The organism is Exiguobacterium sp. s122, from assembly GCF_018618475.1.
Lineage (GTDB): Bacteria > Bacillota > Bacilli > Exiguobacteriales > Exiguobacteriaceae > Exiguobacterium > Exiguobacterium himgiriensis.
Genome location: NZ_JACSMD010000001.1, coordinates 1,984,842 through 2,005,772, shown reverse-complemented (window position 1 = coordinate 2,005,772; position 20,931 = coordinate 1,984,842). Strand labels below are relative to the sequence as shown.

The 20,931-nt window shown below is 52.5% G+C and carries 14 protein-coding genes; 12 read left to right on the top strand and 2 right to left on the bottom strand.

Annotated features, from left to right (window positions below; genetic code table 11):
* Positions 1 to 85: 85 nt before the first annotated feature.
* The 3 genes from KNP92_RS10325 (at position 86) to KNP92_RS10315 (ending at position 4,249) form a co-directional block, all read left to right on the top strand.
* On the top strand, positions 86 to 556 hold the full coding sequence (locus tag KNP92_RS10325) for a competence protein ComK (RefSeq protein WP_251136452.1): 471 nt from the start codon (positions 86 to 88) through the stop codon (positions 554 to 556).
* A gap of 102 nt (positions 557 to 658) precedes the next feature.
* Positions 659 to 3,712 (top strand): efflux RND transporter permease subunit, encoded by a 3,054-nt coding sequence (locus KNP92_RS10320; protein WP_353047939.1) that lies wholly within the window; start codon positions 659 to 661, stop codon positions 3,710 to 3,712.
* 126 nt (positions 3,713 to 3,838) lie between these two features.
* Positions 3,839 to 4,249, top strand: a complete 411-nt coding sequence (locus KNP92_RS10315) for a hypothetical protein (RefSeq protein ID WP_214840039.1) — start codon at positions 3,839 to 3,841, stop codon at positions 4,247 to 4,249.
* 28 nt (positions 4,250 to 4,277) lie between these two features.
* On the opposite strand, the gene KNP92_RS10310 is transcribed toward KNP92_RS10315, so the two are convergent.
* Together KNP92_RS10310 and KNP92_RS10305 are read right to left on the bottom strand one after the other, a co-directional pair.
* Complete coding sequence (locus KNP92_RS10310; protein WP_214840037.1) at positions 4,278 to 4,634, bottom strand: hypothetical protein; 357 nt, start codon at positions 4,632 to 4,634, stop codon at positions 4,278 to 4,280.
* Between the two features lie 54 nt (positions 4,635 to 4,688).
* A complete protein-coding gene (locus tag KNP92_RS10305) occupies positions 4,689 to 5,069 on the bottom strand; it encodes a truncated hemoglobin (RefSeq protein ID WP_214840036.1) in 381 nt (126 codons plus the stop codon).
* A gap of 158 nt (positions 5,070 to 5,227) precedes the next feature.
* On the opposite strand from KNP92_RS10305, the gene addB reads away from it, so the two are divergent.
* The 9 genes from addB (at position 5,228) to KNP92_RS10260 (ending at position 20,763) form a co-directional block, all read left to right on the top strand.
* Positions 5,228 to 8,668 carry a helicase-exonuclease AddAB subunit AddB gene (gene addB / locus KNP92_RS10300; RefSeq protein WP_214840034.1) on the top strand — a complete coding sequence of 1,147 codons (3,441 nt, stop codon included), beginning with the start codon at positions 5,228 to 5,230 and terminating at the stop codon, positions 8,666 to 8,668.
* The gene (gene addA / locus KNP92_RS10295) at positions 8,652 to 12,254 is read left to right on the top strand and encodes a helicase-exonuclease AddAB subunit AddA (protein ID WP_214840032.1); all 3,603 of its coding nucleotides are present in this window, start codon (positions 8,652 to 8,654) and stop codon (positions 12,252 to 12,254) included. Before addB ends, addA begins: the two co-directional genes overlap by 17 nt.
* 113 nt (positions 12,255 to 12,367) lie before the next feature.
* Positions 12,368 to 12,730 carry a response regulator gene (locus tag KNP92_RS10290; protein ID WP_021066686.1) on the top strand — a complete coding sequence of 121 codons (363 nt, stop codon included), beginning with the start codon at positions 12,368 to 12,370 and terminating at the stop codon, positions 12,728 to 12,730.
* Positions 12,727 to 15,285: a sensor histidine kinase gene (locus KNP92_RS10285; protein ID WP_214840031.1), complete on the top strand. Its 2,559-nt coding sequence runs from the start codon at positions 12,727 to 12,729 to the stop codon at positions 15,283 to 15,285. Before KNP92_RS10290 ends, KNP92_RS10285 begins: the two co-directional genes overlap by 4 nt.
* Positions 15,286 to 15,405: 120 nt before the next feature.
* On the top strand, positions 15,406 to 15,786 hold the full coding sequence (locus KNP92_RS10280) for a YisL family protein (protein WP_214840029.1): 381 nt from the start codon (positions 15,406 to 15,408) through the stop codon (positions 15,784 to 15,786).
* A gap of 100 nt (positions 15,787 to 15,886) precedes the next feature.
* The gene (locus tag KNP92_RS10275) at positions 15,887 to 16,888 is read left to right on the top strand and encodes a class I SAM-dependent methyltransferase (RefSeq protein ID WP_214840027.1); all 1,002 of its coding nucleotides are present in this window, start codon (positions 15,887 to 15,889) and stop codon (positions 16,886 to 16,888) included.
* Positions 16,889 to 16,992: 104 nt separating this feature from the next.
* Complete coding sequence (locus KNP92_RS10270) at positions 16,993 to 18,483, top strand: phytoene desaturase family protein (RefSeq protein WP_214840025.1); 1,491 nt, start codon at positions 16,993 to 16,995, stop codon at positions 18,481 to 18,483.
* Positions 18,480 to 19,955, top strand: coding sequence for a phytoene desaturase family protein (locus tag KNP92_RS10265; protein WP_214840023.1), 1,476 nt, complete (start codon positions 18,480 to 18,482; stop codon positions 19,953 to 19,955). The genes KNP92_RS10270 and KNP92_RS10265 overlap by 4 nt, the downstream gene beginning before the upstream one ends.
* Entirely contained in the window at positions 19,924 to 20,763 is an 840-nt protein-coding gene (locus KNP92_RS10260; protein WP_214840021.1) for a phytoene/squalene synthase family protein, read from the top strand. The genes KNP92_RS10265 and KNP92_RS10260 overlap by 32 nt, the downstream gene beginning before the upstream one ends.
* The last annotated feature ends 168 nt before the right edge of the window (positions 20,764 to 20,931 follow it).

Here is a 20,931-nt window from a genome sequence, read left to right as displayed (position 1 = left end):
AATGTGAAAACGCGATTTGCAGCTTCTGTCAGAACTTGATATGAATAACGTGTAAGGCACAATAAACGGTATGGAGGATAAACAGATGACACAGTTGACGAATGACACAAGAGCTTTGATTCCGGTGTTTAACGAGTATGGGGAAGCCGAGACGCTCGTTTATCAGCCGGATGGGATTCATCGAATGAAAGGGGCGCCGATGAAGTTGCTTGAGGACGCTTGTCTCTATTATGGGTCGAGCATTCAAGGACGGATCGAGGCAGCCCGACACGTGCTCGGACCCCATCGAAAAACACCGGTCGTCATGGATTGGCATGCCGACGCCGTCTTCTTCCCGACGATTGCAAAAGAAAGCCCGGACTGCGCCTGGATCAACTTCCAGCACGTGACAGACATCAAGCCGGGGGCATCGGGGACGCGCATTCAGTTTTTAACAGGCGAATCGGTTCAAGTCAATGTGTCAGACCATACCGTCTCACGTCAAAAGCAACGTTCCATCGAAATCTCATACGCCTTCCAAAAACGGTTTCACGGCAGCACATTGAAATCGACGTAAAGATTGAAATCAAAGATGAACCCCTCTATGATGAAGAAGAATAGTTCATATGTGTATTTGCACATTATCTGAAAGTGAGGGGTCATTATGTTTTTTCAACAAATGATTGAGCGAGGAAAACTCGTCATCGTGTTTTTACTCGTCGCAGTCATTGTCGGGGTGCTCACGTTCTTCCAATTGCCGAAGCGTGAAATTCCAGAAACGAGTGTCAACATCGTACTCGTTCAGACGCCATATCCAGGGGCGACCGCCGAGACGGTAGAACGGAACGTTACGAGTGTGCTCGAGACCGAGTTAAGGAGCATCGAAGGCGTAGAAAACGTCACGTCTCTTTCAGCGTCCGAGTTCTCCAACATTACAGTCGAATATGAGGATGGACTGAATCAGTCCGAACTTCAGGCGAACGTGCGTCAAGCCGTATCGGATGCGCAGTCACGTCTGCCAGAAGAAGCGCTCCCGCCGACCGTGAACGATTCGGTTGGTCAACTCCCGGTCGCCTCTTACTTGTTGACGGCAGATGACCGCGAATCGCTCGAGACGATTCGAGGGAATGTCGATCAGGTAGAAGAACGTCTTTTACGCACGAGCGGCGTAAGCGGTGTAACAATCAAAGGGCTCCCTGAGACGGAGTTTGTCGTTTCGCTCGACTCGGAAGCGCTCGGGGAACGGCAGCTCGCTTTCCCGGACGTCTTGACGGCGATCAATGAAGAATACAAAACGACACCGCTCGGACGACAATCGACGGAGGATGGCATTTATCAGCTGGCGATTGATAGCCTGACGAACGTCAATGACATGGACCAAGTCGTCGTCGGATCGTTCGAAGGCGAGCCAGTTTTACTCGCGGATGTCGGCACGGTCGAAGAGGCGCCCAAAACGGTGACCGACCTTGTCTCACTCGATGGAAAGCCGGCGGTTTCGCTCACCGTCACGATTGAGCCCGGCCAAGACATTCCGACGCTCCAAGAGCGGATCGATGAAGTCGTCGCTTCAGAAGTCGGTGACCTCGATAGCGTCGAGCTCGTCACCTATTCTAATCAAGCAAGCGCTGTCGATGCGATTTTCTCTTCGCTCACACGTGAATTTATCATTGCAATGATTGCGGTCATCGTCGTAACGACGATCGGTTTGACGTTCACAGGGTCCCTTGTCGTCAGCTTGGCTATCCCGCTCTCATTCTTGCTCGCATTAATTCCACTCCGTTTCACGGGGGTCGATTTGAACCAAATCTCCATCATCGGTGCGATCATCGCGCTCGGGATTCTCGTCGATGACGCGATTGTCGTCAATGACAACATTTTACGCCGGTACCGTAAAGGGGATTCGGCCATGCTTGGGGCAGTCCGTGGAACGAAAGAAGTGTGGGGCTCGATCGTCACGTCGACGCTCGCCGTCGTCTTCGCCTTCTTGCCGCTGACGTTGCTCTCAGGTGCGAACGGGAACTTCATCCGGGCGCTACCGACCGTGCTCGCTTTATCGGTGCTCGCATCGATGGTAATCAGTTTGACGCTCGTCCCAATCGTGCAGTACTGGTTAAACCGCAAGCAAGTCCGCGTCTCGAAACGCGAACCTGGATGGCTCGGCGGACCGCTTAATCGGTTGAGTAACTTTTATGCCGACAAACTGCTCCCGCTCGTCGCGAAACGTCCTTGGACGTTCGGGCTCATCGGATTTGTCATCACGACGGCGCTCTATGGTCTCATTTTATTGACGCCGTTCGAATTCTTCCCGGCGGCGAATCGCCCGGAAGTCGTGACGAGCGTCACGTTCCCGGTCCAGACAAACCTTGAGGAGACGGAACGTCGCTTGAAGCAGATGGAAGCTGAGTTCCAAGACGTCGACGGTGTCGTCGAGACGTCTGTCTTCGCCGGGGGCGGGCTCCCGAGCCTGTTCACAGGTGGACTTGACCAGTCAGGGGAAAACACAGGACAAATCGTCGTCCGTGTCGATAACGATGAAATCGACGCGATTCAACTCATTGACCGTTACACCTCTCAGTTGCGAGAAAATTACCCTGACGCGGAAATCTTTTTAGAAACCCAACAACAAGGACCACCTGCATCGGCCCCAGTCGAGTTTACGATGCGTGGGGAAACGATCGATCAGCTCGTCGACGCTCGGGATAAGGTGAAAGCCGAGCTTGAAACGATTGAAGGTGCCCTCGTTCTCGACGATATTAAAGAGCCGTTCCAGACGCTCACATACGAGCTCGACCGTGAAGCGATGGCTTCCGCCGGTGTGACGGCGAAGACGATCAGTGATCAAATCCGTCTCGTCACGGATGGGGTACCAATTGGGACGTTTGATGACGGCATTGAGCAACGCGATGTCAAAATTGTGATTGATGCCGAAGCGAACCGCGAGGCGCTCGCGTTAGATGACATCCTTATGCCTGTCGATACGGAAGCTGGTCCACCGGTCGCCCCGCTCAGTACGTTCGTCACGGAGACAACCACCGAGCAAATTCAACAAATCCCGCGGGAGAACGGAGAACGTACCGTGACGCTTCGGATTTATCCGACCGAAGGGATGGACGAGGACGCCTTTAGAACGGACGTTGACCGCGTCCTTGAAGAAGCACAAGCCGGTTTGACAGACGAAGGGGTTTCATTCGCCCAGACCGGGTCGAGTGATACGCAAAATGAGTTCTTTATTGAGCTCGCCACGTTGTTCGTCGTCGTCTTGTTCTTAATCTTTTTGATTATTGCGTTCCAGTTCAACTCCTTGTCCTTGCCACTACTCGTCTTGTTCACGATTTATTTGGCCATCGCTGGTGCGGTCGTCGGTCTGTTCGTGACACAGACGCCGTTCAGTTTCATGGCCTCGATGGGGATGGTGTCGCTCGCCGGAATCGTCGTCCGAAATGCTGTCGTCTTGTTCGAGTTCATTGAACAAGGCATTCGACAAGGGATGGCGGTCACGACAGCGGTGTATGAGGCTGGTCGGGCCCGGATTCGGCCAATCTTGCTGACGGCGCTCACTGCGGTCGTCGCCTTGTTGCCGGTCGCACTTGGAAATGACCCGCTCTTCAAGCCGCTCGCGATTGGGATTGTCTCTGGGATTCTCTTCTCGACGATCCTCACGCTCGTTCTTGTGCCGGCATACTACTTGATTTTGGCGAAACGTCGCCATCGTGACAAACCGTTTACGGAATGACGCGAGACCGGCCTTCGAGCCGGTCTTTCGTTTACCCCTCGTACTCGGTCTTGGGCGCGATGTTTTTTGGAGATGCTCTATGGGTATAATAAGAGAAGGACTTCACAATATTGGAGGGAATCAACGATGAATGATTCATACACGTGGTTAAATCGCCGGACGATTCGCCCGGCTTATAGTGCGACGGGTGGAAGGGCATGGACGAGTGAACGTGTCGTCCGGCCAGATGCTGCACGCGGGAAGACGGTGCGCGGTGTAAAACGCGTTCGCCGTCCTTTCACGGATGAGCATGGCAACCGTCGTTATACGACGAGTCGTGTCGTCATCACGGATGCCGCGCGCAAGGCACGGGCGAACGGGCACGGGGAAGCGGCCGTTCAACTCGAACTGTCCGTCCCGACACCGTACGAGCGTGTGCGCGAGATGCTTCCGACGAAGAAAATACTCGTCCCGGTCGTGGCCGGTCTTGCTGTCGCTGGTGGTATTGCAGGTGCCGTCTATGCCCTTCGGAAGAAAAAACGGAATCAGAACAAATAAAAAAATCGCCCGAGCTCGGGCGATTTTTTTATTTAAGACGGTCTTCGAGAATTCGGTTCAATTCAGATTCGCCGAGTTCACGCATTTCATCCTCGTTCTCTTCGTCGTACGATTCATCCGTGAAACGTCCCACGAATTCGACTTTCCCGTTTCCGAGTTCACGGAACACGAGGTTTTTGCGGTCCTGATAAAAGACGACACGATATTCTCTTCCGTTCTCATGCATATAGTTGAACACGCCTTTAATGTGGTCCATGTTCTTTTCTTCAGGTTGATCCTCTTCCTCGTCATCCTCATCGAGTGCATCGGCGAGGACAGCCGTAGGCTCGACTTCTTCCGTCTCTTCCTCAGAGGAAACGACTTCTTTTTTCTCTTCTTCTGTCATGACAACGACCTCCTTTACTTACTTTCCTATCATACCCGCTTTTTGAAAAGCTGACTACTCAAAATGGTGGGAGCAGACGCGAACGACGTTAGACGACGACATGATCAAACGATGGAACAGCTGTCGTTTGACAGGTTCAGGTGCATCGACCGTTTTGAGCGCTTGCTCCATACAACCGAGCCAATGGCCCGCATGTGTCTCGGAGATCGGATGGTCACGATGAATCATCGCTAAGTTCCCGCCACCGCGCCGTTCCGTATATAGTTTCGGACCACCGAGCAACTGGGTCAAAAACTCAAACTGATGTTGTTTTACCCGCTCTTTATCTTCCGGAAACAGTGGCAACAAAATCGGGTCGGCATAGACGAGGTCATAGAATGCCTCGACAAGTTGCTTCACGCCACGTTCGCCTCCAAATTGTTCATATGCACTCATCATTCATCCCCCTCATACCTTTAGTCTAATCGATTTTCATGATGCATGGGTAAGGGAAAGGGTTGATATTTTTTTGTCCGGGTCAATCGGATGTTTCGCTCTACAAACCGAAGGCGATACGTCATAATAAAGAAAAAAGGGAAGGGGTGTTCGCCTAAATGACGGTCACTTTTCATGTCGGACGTTCTGGAAGCGGAAAGAGCGAATCGATGATGCGACACATCATCAAGGAACTAAAACGCGACCCGAGCGGACCGACTATCTATTTACTAGTACCGGACCAAATGTCATTTGAGATGGAGCGAAAGATGGCGATGACAGATGGCTTGACAGGTTCGACCCGAGTGCAAGTGTTATCGATGCGCCGCCTTGCGTTCTTACTCATGCGCGACCACGGCATCTCGACCGAACAATTTTTAGATCAGACGGGGACGCATCTCTTGTTGCGCCGCGTCGTCGAGATGAACGAAGAACGGTTGACATTGTTCCGGAGGACGATGAACCAATACGGATTTTATGAAGAGTTGAATGCGTTAATTACGATGTTAAAGCGTGGACTCGTTGACCCAGAACAATTACTCCGCTTGAGCGAGCAAGACCCGCATCGGGCGTTAAAGTTACAAGATTTATCGATTTTGTATGAAGGCTTCATGTCAATGACGGCAGGCAAGGCTCTCCATGCAGAGGACTATTTCAACGTCATGCTTGAACTATTGCCAGAGGTCGATCTGGCGGGTACCCAGTTTTATGTCGACGGGTTCAACGAGTTCTCCGAGCAAGAGCTTGCCGTCCTCGTCGCACTCGCGGAGAAAGCTCCGTTATCGGTCTTATTGACGATCGACCCGGACACGCTCTATCGTCCGAATCCGCTCTTCGGTCCGACGCAGCGGACGCTCATGCGGTTCAAAGAACGACTGTCTGAGTCCCGCATCAGCTCGACGGACGTGCCCTATACGGGTGCGAAACGATTCAATCATCCGAGTCTCACATATCTTGAAGCGACGTTCGGTCAAACGACGGCAGCGCCTTATACACGCGAAGAGCGATGCGTTTCGCTCGAAGCCGCAGTCGACCGCACCGTTGAAGTGGAAGCGGCCGTCCGTGAAGTGATGCGGCTCGTCCGAGAGGACGGCTATCGGTATCGTGATATCGCGTTCGTCTCGCGGTCGCTTGAAGCGTACGGTGACTTGGCAGCCCAGGCGCTTCAAAAAGCAGCCTTACCTTACTTCCTCGATGAACGGCAACCGATGCTCGATCATCCCGTCGTCGAATTATTGAAGGCGACCGTCGACATCGCACTCCGCGGCTATCGGGAAGAGCCCGTGTTTCGCGCGTTAAAGACGGAACTCGTCTTGCTTGACGAAAACCATCGGCGTACGTCCATCGACCGGCTCGAGGCGTTTGTCATCGAACGGGGAATTAAGCATTATCATTGGCACGACGAATGGCAATTGAAGCGCCGGGCCGAGGACGAAGCGAAACTAACTGGGGAAGAGCTCGATTTTGAAGTCGCGCTCAATCGTTATCGCCAGACGGTCGTCGATACGTTCGACCCGCTCTTAGCTGACTTAAAGGCGGCCAAGACGATGCAGGCATATACGCACGCCATCTATCATTTCCTAGAACGCATCAATGTCGCGGCTTGTCTGTCGTATTGGCGCGACGAGGCGCTTGAGGACGCCAGGTTGCTTGAGGCACGCGAGCATACGCAAGTGTGGGACGCGGTGTTGCATTTGCTCGAACAACTCGAAGCGGCCGCGCCGGATGAGTCGCTCTCGACCGATCTGTTCTTACAGATGATGGACACCGGGCTCGACAGCCTTCGTTACGCGCTCGTTCCTCCGTCACTCGATCAACTGACCGTGACCGATTATGTCCGGGGGCGTCTCATTGACAAGAAAGTCATCTTTTTACTTGGGGCGAACGAGGACCAAATCCCACTCGTCACGACACAGTCGAAGCTATTGACCGACCAAGATCTCGATTTTATGCATGAGAACGGCGTCCGGGCAGGGAAGGCGACCGAGCATCTATTCGATGATGAGTCGTATTACTTGTATAAAGCGTTGACGGCTTCAAGCCATCGACTATACGTCAGTTATGCGCTCGTCGACCGAAGCGGGAAGGCGATCCAACCGGCAGCTTTCGTCGCCGACGTAAAGACGCGGATTTTAAACGGTGCCGTCGTCAAGACGCACTTCGCAGAGGCCGGAGAACACCGGCCAGCCGATCAGCTCCGCTTCATTACGAACGTCAACCAGACGGCGGCCGTGACCGCGCTCGAGCTACAACGGCTCAGTCGACACTATCCGATTCAAGATACGTGGTTCGCCGTCTATAACGAGTTGCTCAAGCACCCGGAAGGACGCGAGCGCATCCGTTTGCTGACGAGCGCCTTGTTTTATCAGAACGTACCGGAGCCACTCTCAAAAGACGTGGCCAAGTCCCTTTACACGAACTCGATTCGAGCGAGCGTGTCCCGTCTCGAGACGTTCCAGGCATGCCCGTTCCGTCACTTCGCGAGTTACGGTCTTCGCCTCAGGGAGCGCCGCTTGTATCGGCTCGAAGCACCTGACATCGGGAACTTATACCATCGGACGATTGAGCATATGTCCCAGACGGTCAAAATGGACGGGAAGGAATGGCGCGACGTCGATCAGGCCGAGTGCGTGACACTCGCTGAGTCTGCCGTCGAACTCGTCACCCCTGAGATTCAACATGCGATTTTAATGAGTTCGAACCGTTACGGATATTTGAAGAAGAAATTAACGGACGTCGTCACGAAGACGGCCGAAGTATTGATTGAACAATCGAAACGCGACGGGTTCGACCCCATCGCGTTCGAGCTCGCGTTCGGTAGCGGGAACTTCCCGCCCGTCTCGTTCACGCTCAGCAACGGTGCGACGTGTGAACTCGTCGGCCGCATCGACCGGGTCGACACGGCATCGATTCATGATCAACTTTACGTCCGAATCGTCGACTACAAGTCGAGCAAACGGGAGATTGATTTCGCTGAAATTTATTACGGCCTCGCGATGCAGATGCTGATTTATTTGAAAGTGTTAATCGAACAGGCAGACGCCTGGACGAAAGAGAACGTCGCCCCTGCTGCAGCACTTTATTTCCACGTCCATCGACCGCTTGTCACGCCGGGCGGGACAGAGGCGGACACGGAACGGAAAGTGCTCGAGTCGTATCAGATGCAAGGCTTGCTCGTGGACGACCCGGAAGTGCTCGAGGTGATGGACCGGACGGCGAAGGCAGAGACGAAAAAATCAATCGTCATCCCAGTCAAATACAAGAAAGACGGGACGATTGATGCGAATACGGTGAAGAAAGTCGTCACACCGCCGCAACTTGAACAGTTGATGGACCACGCCATCGATGTCGCCGAGACGAGTGCCGAGGCGATGTACGAAGGCAAAATTGGAGTCGAACCGTACGAATATAAAGAACGTCGCCCGTGCCAGACGTGCCCGTACCAAAGCGTTTGTCACTTTGACGAGGCGCTCGCCAATGAGCCGCGGCAGTTGAAGAAGCTTGAGAAAGATGATGTGTTATCAAAACTAGGAGGTGACGCCGATGAAGTGGACGAATGATCAACAAGCTGCCATCGACGCAAGAGGCTCGCACGTGCTTGTCTCGGCTGCGGCCGGGTCAGGTAAGACAGCGGTCCTTGTCGAACGTCTCGCGAGTCGCCTGCTCGATGAAGCAGATGCGTTGACTGCCGACCGTATGCTCGTCGTCACGTTCACGAACGCGGCAGCGGCAGAGATGAAACGACGAATTGCCAAAGCGCTCGACTTGGCCCTACGCGAGGACCCGGACAACGACTATATCCGGCGGCAACGTCAAATGCTCAATCGGGCGCTCATCACGACGATTCACTCGTTTTGCTTAGAAGTGATTCGGGAGAACTATTACTTGCTCGACCTCGATCCGGCGTTCAAAATCGCCGAGGAGCGAGATTTGGTACTGCTCCAAGATGACGTCCTTGAAGACGTCCTTGAAGAAGAATACGGGAAACAAGACAGCGGCTTTTTCGCTCTCGTTGACGCCTATACGTCAGACCGGGGTGACAATGAGCTTGAAGAGCTCATCCTTGGGTTGTACCATTATGCCCGGACGCTTCCGGACCCGGAAGCATACTTGGATGAACTCGTTTCGCTCTATCAGATGGACAGTGACCCGGACGAAGAACCGCTCTTGATTGAGTTCGGACGTGTCTTATTCACCGATATCGAGCGGGCGCTTAGACAGCTCCGCCGCGTCGGTGTCGAACTTCGGCTTGCCGGCTACGAGGCGCAAGCCGAGAACGTCCTCGCCGCGATTGCTCCGTTCGACCGAATCGAGCTTGACACATTGAGATGGAGCGAACTCGAGACGGCGGCACGTGCCGTCAAGTTCGGGACGATGAAGCCGGTTAAGCGGCAAGACGAGCACGACATCTATCACAACGTGTTGAAACCGGCATACGATCAGGCGAAGAAAAAATTAACCGATGCGCTGACGGAGGCGAGCGTGAGCGGAGCCGATCATCTCGAGGCATTGACGTCACAGCGGCCGCTCGTCGAGACGCTCGTCCGGACCGTCCGGACGTTCGCCGTCGCTTACGAACAGGCGAAGCGCGACCGGGCGTTTGTCGACTTCAGTGACCTGGAGCATTACGCCCTTGCCATTTTGCGGGAGGGGACCACCCCGTCCTCGGTCGCTTCGCTTTATAAACAACGGTTCGTCGAGGTGCTCATCGATGAGTATCAAGATACGAACGAGATTCAGGAGACAATTATTGGTCTAGTCAGTCAGGAAGACGAACAAGTCGGCAACTTGTTTATGGTTGGAGACATCAAACAGTCGATTTATCGGTTCCGTCATGCCGAACCGCGTCTCTTTATCGAAAAAGCCACGCGGTTTAAACGAACGGAGTCGGGGCAACGCATCGACTTGTCCCAAAACTTCCGTAGCCGGGCTGAAGTGCTCCACGGGATCAACGATTTATTCATTAAATTGATGGATGAAGAAGTCGGGGAGATTGCATACGATGAGGCAGCACGTCTCGTGCCGGGGCGTGACTATGAGCCGCTTGAGGCGAACCCAGAACTCGTGCTCGTCGACGGGCAGAGTCGCGACTTATCAAAACAAGAACTTGAAGGGCGAGCGATTGCGACCCGGATTTTAGAACTCGTGTCCGGGAACGAACCGTTCAAAGTGACCGATGAAGAGACCGGGTTACTCCGCTCATGTGAATATCGAGATATCGTGATCCTCGTCCGTTCGAAGAAAGAACGGGTCGAGCAGTTGATGGACATCTTGACCCAATATAACATCCCGGCGTATACGGACTCGGACGGCGGCTATTTCCAGGCGACGGAGATTCGGATGATGCTGTCCGTCCTCAAGTTGATCGACAACCCACTCCAGGACATCCCGCTAGCTGGGGCGCTCCGTTCCCCAATGTTCGGGTTCACAGATGAAGAACTTGCCAAGATTCGTCTCGAATCCGAAGAGTCATTCTTTGATGCATTGAAACTGAAAGCAGATGACGACGATGAGCTCGGGTTGAAGTGCGGAGATGTGCTCGATCAACTTTCAATGTGGCGAACGTTCGCCCGTAATCACAGCCTGTCGGAACTGATTCAACAAGTATTCAATGATACCGGGTTTTATGATTTTGCCGGCGGTTTGCCGGGAGGGAAAGGTCGCCAAGAAAACTTGAAGGCGCTCTATGACCGGGCGCTTTCGTATGAGCGGAGCGGGTATCGGGGGCTGTATCGTTTCCTTCGTGTGATGGACCGGTTACAAGATAACGGAGAGGACTTGTCGGAAGCCCGGTCGCTCGGGGAAGAAGAGAACGTCGTCCGCATCATGACGGTCCACAAATCGAAAGGGCTCGAGTTCCCCGTAACCATCGTCGCCCAGCTTGGGAAACAGTTTAACAAGCGTGATCAAATGCAACGAGTCATCTTCCATAAACGCTACGGCATCTCCTTAGACGCGATTGACGTCGTTACGCGAACACGGACCGAGACGTTCGTCAAAGAGATGATTCGGCGAGACCTCGACCAAACGATGAAAGCAGAAGAGATGCGAGTGTTGTACGTGGCGTTGACTCGAGCGAAAGAGAAGTTGATTTTAGTCGGGACTGTCGCCGATCCAATGAAACAAGTGCACGATTGGCTTCACGTTGAACGTACCGGTGAGACGCTATCGGCTGAGGCGAGACGAGACGCCAAAACGTACTTAGACTGGGTCGCCCCTGCACTACTAAAACTTGAGGGTGCAGCGCCGTTCCTTGAACAGAACGGTCTCTCTGTCTTCTCCGGGATGCCGGAAGCGACTCGCTGGACGTATCGCATCATCGCTGAAGAAGACTTGGCCGAAGTCGCCGCACTCCAAGAGATGATGGCGCAACTTCATCACGTCCAACAGTTCGAAGCAATCGACTTCCCTGTCAAACGCGAGCAAGAAGTGAGAGAGACGGTGCAACGGGCGTTCGCCTACACGTATCCGGCCCATTCCGCGACCGAGACGGCCGCCAAACAAACGGTCACCGAACTGAAACGAGCGACACAACTCGAAGAGGCAGCATTTGAAGAGACGTTTCGGGCGACGGATACCCCTTACCGGGAACCAAAATGGAAACAGACGGACCAAAGCGGTGCCGAGCGGGGGACGACGCTCCATCTGTTGTTCCAACTGCTCGATCCGAGTCTGCCGATTGCCCCACAGGTTGACCGACTTGAGAATCATCAGATGCTCAGTCCGGTCGAAGCGAGGACCGCACGTCTCGCGATGCCGGACATCGAGACATTTTTCCGGGCGCCGATTGGACGTGCATTGACTGAGGCGCTAGCAAGAAGTCAGGCGTGGCGCGAGTTACCATTCACGTATACGGTGCCAGCCGAACGCGTCAATCCAGATGGAACGTTCACGGACGAACGGGTACTCATCCAAGGGATTATTGACTGTCTCTTCTTTGACGGTGAAACGTATGTGCTGCTCGATTATAAATCGGACTCGGTGCGCTACATGACGGATTCAGTGGAAGCGGCAAGTCAGCTGTTGCGCGACCGCTATACTGTCCAGCTCTCGCTTTACCGGGAGGCTATCGAATCGATTTGGGGCATCACGGTAGGAAAGACCGTTATTTATTCATTAGATTTGCAGGATGTTGTTTCAATATAATATGGACGGGAAAACCTCTAAGGTGTACGGTTATAGACCGTGCACCTTTTGTTTTGTGATTATGAAATAAATCCGTTAAAATAATGAAATGGAATGAAAATGGAGGAATCGTCATGGTAAAAATTCTACTCGCAGAAGATGAAGAAGTATTACGCATGCTCGTACTAGATACGTTAGAAGATGAAGGATATGACATCGACGAGGCACCAGACGGCCTCGAAGCATACCGTTTGATTGAACAAAATGAATACGACCTCGTGATTGTCGATCATATGATGCCTGGTATGACGGGTCTCGAAGTCATTGAGAAAGTCAGGAAATTACCGGGACGTCAACATACGAAAGTGATGATGCTGACGGCGAAGAGTCAACAATCTGACCGCGATTGCGCGAACGAGATTGGTGTCGACTATTTCATCTCGAAACCGTTTAGCCCACTCGAACTTGTAAAAATTATAGGAGGCATTGTGAATTGAACAGATGGTTTAAACAGAAGCTTGGACGCGATGTCATGTTCGTCCTTTACGCGTTCCTTACCATTGCTTTGCTCGGTTCGGTCTTCACGTATACGTATGTCGACAATCGCCTTGAAGCGAACGAGTCACGTCTGCGTGATCTTGATGAGCGGGTGACCCGTCTGAATGCGTTATGGGATGAGTGGCAAGGTGCCCAATACGCTTCTCGAGGATATTTGTTGTTTGGCGATGTGGCCGCACTCGAACGAGCGCGTTCAAAAGAAAATGAGTTTCAGCAAGAAATCAATTGGTTCAAGAGCGTCATCCGGACACGACAAGGCGAGATTTTTGCCGAAGACTTGCAAAACTTTCACGACTTCTATTTTGATGTAATTTTACCTGTCACGTTCGAGTATGGGGAAGCACGTCAAAATGGAGAGGTGACCGAGACGTTTATCGACCCGGAGACTGTTTTATCGCTTCCGACCGCTCAACGCCTGATTGAACAAGGCGTCGTCCAATATAGTCCGGAACGCGGCATCGACACGCTCGGTCCAATCGAGCAAATCGAGACCTCGCTTGCGGATTATCAGACGCTCATGGAGAGTGAGAAAGAGAAAGTATATGCTGAATGGCGTCAAAACAATGGGATTCTCCAGTTCTTATGGATTGCGAGCATCTTATCGTTCGCCGTCTTGATTCTCATGTTCGTCCAGCCGTTCTTGCGGCGTCAATCTGGACTCATTTCACGTCTCTCGATTGCATCTGATCGATTGTTAAAAGGTGAAATCGTCGATTTAAGCGATCAAATGGTCCGCGAGGACGAGATTGGGACGATGTCTCGCTCGTTCAACAAAATGGCCGAGACGCTTCGTGACAACGAACGTCACTTGATTGAAAAGAACCATGAGCTCCAAGCGCAACAAGAAGAGTTGATTGCCCAGCAAGAAGAATTGCAAGCGCAGCAACAAGAACTTGAAGAAATTCTCGAGCAAACACAACAGAACGAGCAACACTTGGCGTACCGGAATGAGTTAACGGAGACGCTCGCCGCCCGTGACTCGTTAACGGCTTACCCAGAAATCATCGAGAAACTTGTCGCCATCACCGACTCGGAAGTCGGGGCGCTCGTGTTTGTCGGGGAGTCTGGTTCGTATTCGGTCACGAGCCACGGCTTGAACGAGACACTCACTCGTCAATTACTTGAAAGTGAAAACTCGGTCCTCACTCGGGCGATGACGCTTCGGACGACCGTCCACTCGTCGAAACAAGTCGCGAGCGATCATCCGCTTCCGTATCCGTACTACATGTATGAGACGGCCGTACCGGTCCACGACCCAACGGATGATACGGTGATTGCTTTCATTTATCTCGTACGTTACAAAGACCGGTTCACACAGACGCAAATGGGCGACATCACGTCGTTCGCTCGCCAGCTGTCGCTCTCTCTCTTACGGATGCGTCTCTTTGAGGAGATGACCCGTGAGAAAGGGAAGACGGAACGGATTCTCGATTCGATTCGAGAAGCTGTTATTTACGTCGAACATGCGACTGACGATGTCTTTGTTAACCGTCCACTTTACGAGATGTTCCCAGAGCTCGACGAGATCTCATCGAACGAATTGAATGAGCTGTCTTGGAACGAGTGGCGTGAGACGATTTCGACGACGGTCGATCAAGAAGACGACTTCTTGAAATATACGGAACGACTCTTTACTGATGATTTCCCACATGACAGTGTCAGCTTCTCAATCCGTAAAGGCGAGATGAACTTACAAATGTACGCTGAGCGCATTATCGTCGGAGGCGTGTCGAAAGGGACGCTTCTCGTCTTCCGGGATATCACGAGCGAGACGGAAGCCGAACGATTGAAGAGCGAGTTCATCTCGACCATCTCGCACGAGTTGCGGACACCACTCTCTTCGATTTATGGGTTCACCGAGCTCATGGTGAAGAAGCAATTGCCGAACGATAAACAAGCGAAGTATTTGGAGACGATTCATGCCGAGACGGAACGGTTGACGCATCTCGTTAACGACTTCCTTGACGTGCAACGAATGGAAGCGGGCAGTCAAATGTATGACCGGGAACAACTCGACGTCGAGCCGGTCATCCGGGACATGATGACGTTTTATGAAGCGTCCTCGTTGAAGCATCAGTTTGAACTGATCACTTCTGATGATCGTCCGTATGAGCTGTTTGCCGACTGTCAAAAGTTTAAACAGTTGATGAGTAACTTACTGTCGAACGCGGTGAAATATTCTCCGAACGGTGGCAAGATTACGATTGAATTAGCCCATCACGACCAGTCCGTGTCGATTAAAGTGAAAGACGAAGGGATTGGTATCCCGAGTGAAGCGCTCGATCGACTCTTCGACAAGTTCTATCGCGTTGATAATTCGGATAGCCGTGAGATTGGTGGTACAGGTCTTGGACTCCCGATTTGTCAGGAAATCGTCCGTGGGCATGCCGGACAAATCCATGTCGAATCGGTTCAGCATAAAGGATCGACGTTCACTGTCGTCATCCCAAGCTATGAACATGCTATTCGTGAAGAGACACCGGCAACCGTATAATGAAAAGAGGGATGGTCCGTGGAAACGGGCCATTCCTCTCTTTTTGTGCTCGCGCTTGACCGGTCACGGGTTTATTCGTGTACAATAAAGATTGTATATGATGAAAAGGGGGATAAATGAATGCCATTGACTGCATTCCTACACACGCACGTAACGAGCTGGATTTTGCTACTCGTCTTGTTTGCTGTCGCCTATATCGGCTACAAAAATGGAAACAAGAGCGGCAAAATTGCGCATATGGCGTTTCGCCTCATGCTCCTCGTCGCGTTCGGAACGGGACTTTATTTGTACTTACAATTGAACGGTGGCGGCATGTTCTACCACGTCAAAATCACGGTCGGTCTCTTGACGCTCATCTTTGGTGAGATGGCGCTCGTCCGCACCAAAAAGCAAAAGCCGGCTAGTGCTATGCTCGGCGGTTTCGCCGTGTTGGCGCTCGTGACCATCTTTATCGGCTATGCGCTTCCGTACGGCCAGTCGTTTTTCAGCAACTTTATTTAAGTCATATCCCACTTCACACATTGAAGTGGGATTTTTTGTTTGTCCGTAAATTATTAGGGGAAAATAAAGAAATCAGTGATTACGATGATGAGGTGAAACGATGGAACAACAGATGAATGAATGGTCGCGCGTGCTCCATGCACGAAGATGGATGAAGCAAACCGAGTCGTTCCTGCCGTTATGGCATGGTTATATTGGATACAAGTATGGTTTATTTGATGCGCTTCAAGGTGGGGCCAGTTACGCGGAGATGACGCTTCGTTTGAAGCAACCATTGACGAAACTCGCAATCGAACGTTGGCTTGAAGTTGGGGTCGCGGTTCGTCACTTGAAGAAAAAAGGGTGGCGTTACTACCCGACACGTAGCTTGAAATATCAATTGTCCCATGAAGATGAACGGAGCATCGGGTTCATGCTTCAAGAGATGATGGAGCTCCATATTCCGGCACTGATCGCGTATCCTGAATTTTTAGAGTCTGGTAAACAAAAGACGTTCGACGGCGCCACCCACGGCCAAGTCGTCGCCCAGACGTCGACGCTCGTCGAGACGGTCGCCTTCCCGATCGTCCAACAACTGTTGCGTCAAGCGGACGTGAACACGATGCTAGACATCGGTTGTGGCCATGGTGGGTATTTGCGTAAATTGCACGAGCTTGAGCCGGACTGGCGATTGACGGGAATCGATTTAGAAGAAGAGGTCATTGAAGAGGCGCGGGAGAAAGACGAGACAGGAGAGATTCGTTACGAAGTGGCTGATTTCATGGAATGGGATCACGATGACCGATTCGATGCCGTCATGATGAACAACATGCTCTACTACTTCTCGCCGGACGAGCGGACGAAGCTACTTGGGCGTATGCTTGAAAATCTAGATGAGCGAGGCGTCGCCATCCTCGTCACACCGCTCGCAGAGACGCCACTTGGCGCACGCTTTGCCTCGGCGTTCAACGCCTTCATGACACTCCATGATAATCTCTATCCGCTCCCTACGATTCGCGCCCTCCGTCGTCAAATGGAACAGAGCGGGTTCATAAACATCCGCTTTATCCCATTCATCCCAGAAGGATCATGGTATATCGTCATCGCCGAACGTGGCGACTGATGAGCATTACACACCGCGAGCCGATTCAGATTTGAACTTGTCTCGACTCGTTTCTATAATGAAGTAGAAGCATAAGAGACTATTCACATAGGGAGTTGTTCAACGTGTCGGAAAAAAGAGTTGCAGTCATCGGTGCCGGACCAGGAGGCCTCGCCGCAGCCATGCTTTTGGCGAGCCGTGGTGTGTCCGTTACCGTGTTCGAAAAACAACCGTTCGTCGGGGGTAGGACGTCACGTCTACAAGTCGGGGAGTTCGCGTTCGATCGTGGCCCGACTTTTTTGAATATGCCTTATATTTTAGAAGAAATCTTTGAGGAGACGGGCCGTAACTTGCACGACTACGTCGAAATGAAACGGCTCGAGCCGATGTATGATTTATATTTCGACCAGGGCCGTCGTGTCCTGTCGATGACGACGGACCGCGACGAGATGTTCAAGGCGATTGAGGCACAATTCCCAGGCAACGGGGAAGGGTATGAGCGGTTCATGGCGGAGCAGGCCATCAAGCTCTCGAAGTTAATGCCAGTGCTTCAGACGGCGCACGACCGGCTAACTGATTACGTTTCGCTTCGCGTTTTAAAGGCGTTACCCTTCCTTTCGATTGGCAAGTCGCTCTATGACGTCTTGTCGGAATATTTTACGAGTGAAGAGTTGAAATACGCCTTCACGTTCCAAGCGAAATACCTCGGCATGTCGGCCTGGGACTGTCCGGGCGGCTTCTCGATTTTGTCGTACATGGAACACGCATACGGCGTTCATCACCCAATTGGTGGCGTGAATCAATTGTGCACGGCGATGGCGCGCGTCATCGAAGAAGAAGGCGGATCGATCCGTCTCGGTGAAGGGGTCGATCGGTTACTGCTTGACGGGAAGCGCGTGAACGGACTCGTCGCGAACAACGTCCATTATGCCTTTGATGAAGTGATTATCGGGGCCGATTTCGCCCATGCGATGACGTCACTCGTCCCAGCTGGCACGTTGTCGCGCTGGAGCCCGAAACAGTTGCAGAAGAAACGGTACTCCTGCTCGACGTTCATGCTCTATCTCGGACTCGACCGCTTATATGACGTCGGCCACCATACGATTCACTTCGCCGACGACTACGAGCGAAACGTTAAAGAGATGACCCAAGACTTGAAATTGAGCGATGATTTCTCTTTCTATGTTCAGAACGCCTCGAAGATCGATGCAACGCTCGCACCAGCCGGCAAATCGTCGCTATACGTGCTCGTGCCGGTGCCGAACAACTTATCGAACTTACCGTGGGAAACGCTCGAGGCGAAGATGACTGAACAAGTACTGGACGCGCTCGAGAACCGCTCCCCGTATACAGGTATTCGAGACCACATCGAAGTGAAACAAGCGCTCACCCCGAAAGACTGGGAAGCGTTCGGCGTATATGAAGGGGCGACGTTCAATCTTGGACATAACTTGTCGCAGATGATGTACTTCCGTCCGCACAATCAATTTGAAGAACTCGACCACGTCTGGCTCGTCGGTGGCGGGACACATCCTGGAAGCGGATTGCCGACCATCTTTGAGTCGGCGCGTATCACGGCCGATTTGCTTCGTGACCGGGCAGGTGTCGGCCAATGAAGATTGGATTTGTCGGGGCCGGAATCGGCTCGTTATATGCGGCGCTTTTATTGACGCATAAATATCCATCCTTACAGGTCACGATTTATGAAAAAGAAGCGCGCGTCGGAGGCCGACTCAACTATGTCGAGTTTGACAATGGCGCCCGCGTCGATGAAGGACCGACGATCGTGTTGTTGCCTTCGAAATTGAAGCAACAATTGAAAGAGGCGGGGCTTCCGGATGCGGCGGTCGAGCTCCTTGAAATTGACCCACTCTATCGACTCCGCTATGAGGACGGGACGACGTTCTATAAATACCGCGACATCGAACGGCAAGCGGAAGAAGTGGAGCGGATGTTCGGGGAAGGCGACGCGTTCCGGCGATATATGGCACAAAAGCGTAACGAATATCAAATCGGCTTTGATTCGTTTTTGGACCGAGGCTATAAAGCGAAATCGGATTTGTTTGAACCGAGATTGTTGATGCTACTCATGCGTCTAAAAGCGTATGAGACGGCACATGAGAACATGAAACGCTTCTTCAAAGATGAGCGTCTACGCGTCGCGTATAGCTTACAGACACTCTATATCGGGGGAAACCCGTATGCCACCCCTTCACTTTACGGACTTATCCCGTATCGTGAACAAGAGGAAGGGGTCTGGTACGTCAAAGGAGGATATTTCTCGCTCGCGACGAAACTAGAACAAGAGCTACGACGTCGTGGTGTGCAGTTCAACTTGAACGCAAACGTCGAGCGTGTCTGCGTGGAAGAGGGGCGGGCGAACGCGGTCGTCGTTGACGGCGTCATCGACTCACACGATGCGGTCGTCGTGAACGGGGATTTCCCGCTTATGGAACGGCTCATCGATGGCGTCAAACCGAAAACGTACGAACCATCGAGCGCGACGCTCCTGTTGTATTTCACGGTTAACGGTGAGCTTGATTTGCCGGTACATCAATTCGACTTACCGAACGATTTTGCGGGATCGATGCGAACCATCTTTGAAGATGGTAAACTGAGCGAGTACCCAGCGATGTATACGTTCAACCCGTCTCAAATCGACCCGACGCTCGCACCAGAAGGCACGAGTGTGCTCTACGTTCTCGTTCCCGTCCCGCGAAAGCTCGAGCGCTCTGATTTCGAGACAAACGGGACGATCGATCACCTCGTCAGCCGGCTTGAGACGCTCGTACCGGGCTTCAGTGAGCGTGTCACCGAGATGAAACTTCGGACACCGATGGACGCGGAGCGATTCGGTCTCTTTGAAGGCGGCAGTTTCGGCATCGCACCAAAACTATCGCAATCGGCAGCATTCAAGCCGCAAGCCCGGCCATATGCGCACATCGAGAGGCTCTTTGCTGTCGGTGCCTCGGTACACCCGTGTGGGGGTGTACCAATTGTCATGATTGGGTCCGAGCTACTCGTGAAAAGAATGGAAGAAGAAATGGAGGCATTCTATGACGACACAAGAAGCGTATCGTCAATGTGAGGAAATCATGAAGAAAGGCTCGTTGACATTTTATCGGGCCTTCTCTCTGCTCTCCAAACCGGACCGTCAGGCGGTGATGGCAGTCTACACGTTTTGCCGTCTGCTTGACGATGCCGTCGATGAATCCGACCGGCCTGAAGCGAGCCTGACGGAATTTTTGCATGATTTTAATCGCTTTTTGGCAAACGAATACGTCGAAGGGGCGCTTTGGGTCGCGCTTCGAGATGTATGGAATCGCTACGACATGGATGTCGCGCCTTTCTTTGAGTTGGCCGAAGGGATGAAGTGGGATTTACATAAGTCGCGGTATGCGACGCTTGAAGAAACGGAACAGTATAGCTATTATGCTGCGAGCACGGTCGGTTTGATGCTCTTGCCGATTCTCGTACCAGAGCCGGATGCGTCGGAGAAGGCGACCCTTAAGCAAGGAGCAATCGACCTTGGCATCGCCATGCAGTTGACGAACATCTTGCGTGACGTCGGCGAAGACTTGAACCGGGACCGGATTTATCTCCCGCAAACGCTACTCGCTGAGTTCGGTGTATCGGAGGCGGACTTGTTCGCACGACAAGTGACCCCTGCGTTCAAGGATGTCTGGGAGACGCTCGCCCGTCGAGCTGAATTCTTGTATACCCGGGCGCGCGAACCCCATCACCTCTACCCACCGGCGAGCCGGAAGCCAGTACAGGCGGCGGCCCTTCTCTATGAAGGCATTTTGGACGCGGCGCGGGGGAACGCATATGACGTGTTCACGAAGCGAGCCTACGTCTCGACGTTCCAAAAGGGAAAACTATTAGCACGATTGTGAACGGCCGCGGAAGCGGTCGTTTTTTTGCGCATAAAAAAACCACTTTTGGCGGGGGACCAAAAGTGGTGTAAGCGTTATGTGATTCGTTCGTCGGGGAAACGAACGAATCGGCTTGTGATGAACGCCTAAAGATGTGCCTCGTCTCATGGGGAATGAAACGATGGGGCA

Bases quoted from the DNA above. Each gene is read 5' to 3' on its own strand.
- KNP92_RS10325 (WP_251136452.1), top strand. From the start codon at position 86: ATGACACAGTTGACGAATGACACAAGAGCTTTGATTCCGGTGTTTAAC.
- KNP92_RS10320 (WP_353047939.1), top strand. From the start codon at position 659: ATGATTGAGCGAGGAAAACTCGTCATCGTGTTTTTACTCGTCGCAGTC.
- KNP92_RS10315 (WP_214840039.1), top strand. From the start codon at position 3,839: ATGAATGATTCATACACGTGGTTAAATCGCCGGACGATTCGCCCGGCT.
- KNP92_RS10310 (WP_214840037.1), bottom strand. From the start codon at position 4,634: ATGACAGAAGAAGAGAAAAAAGAAGTCGTTTCCTCTGAGGAAGAGACG.
- KNP92_RS10305 (WP_214840036.1), bottom strand. From the start codon at position 5,069: ATGAGTGCATATGAACAATTTGGAGGCGAACGTGGCGTGAAGCAACTT.
- addB (WP_214840034.1), top strand. From the start codon at position 5,228: ATGACGGTCACTTTTCATGTCGGACGTTCTGGAAGCGGAAAGAGCGAA.
- addA (WP_214840032.1), top strand. From the start codon at position 8,652: ATGAAGTGGACGAATGATCAACAAGCTGCCATCGACGCAAGAGGCTCG.
- KNP92_RS10290 (WP_021066686.1), top strand. From the start codon at position 12,368: ATGGTAAAAATTCTACTCGCAGAAGATGAAGAAGTATTACGCATGCTC.
- KNP92_RS10280 (WP_214840029.1), top strand. From the start codon at position 15,406: ATGCCATTGACTGCATTCCTACACACGCACGTAACGAGCTGGATTTTG.
- KNP92_RS10275 (WP_214840027.1), top strand. From the start codon at position 15,887: ATGGAACAACAGATGAATGAATGGTCGCGCGTGCTCCATGCACGAAGA.
- KNP92_RS10265 (WP_214840023.1), top strand. From the start codon at position 18,480: ATGAAGATTGGATTTGTCGGGGCCGGAATCGGCTCGTTATATGCGGCG.
- KNP92_RS10260 (WP_214840021.1), top strand. From the start codon at position 19,924: ATGACGACACAAGAAGCGTATCGTCAATGTGAGGAAATCATGAAGAAA.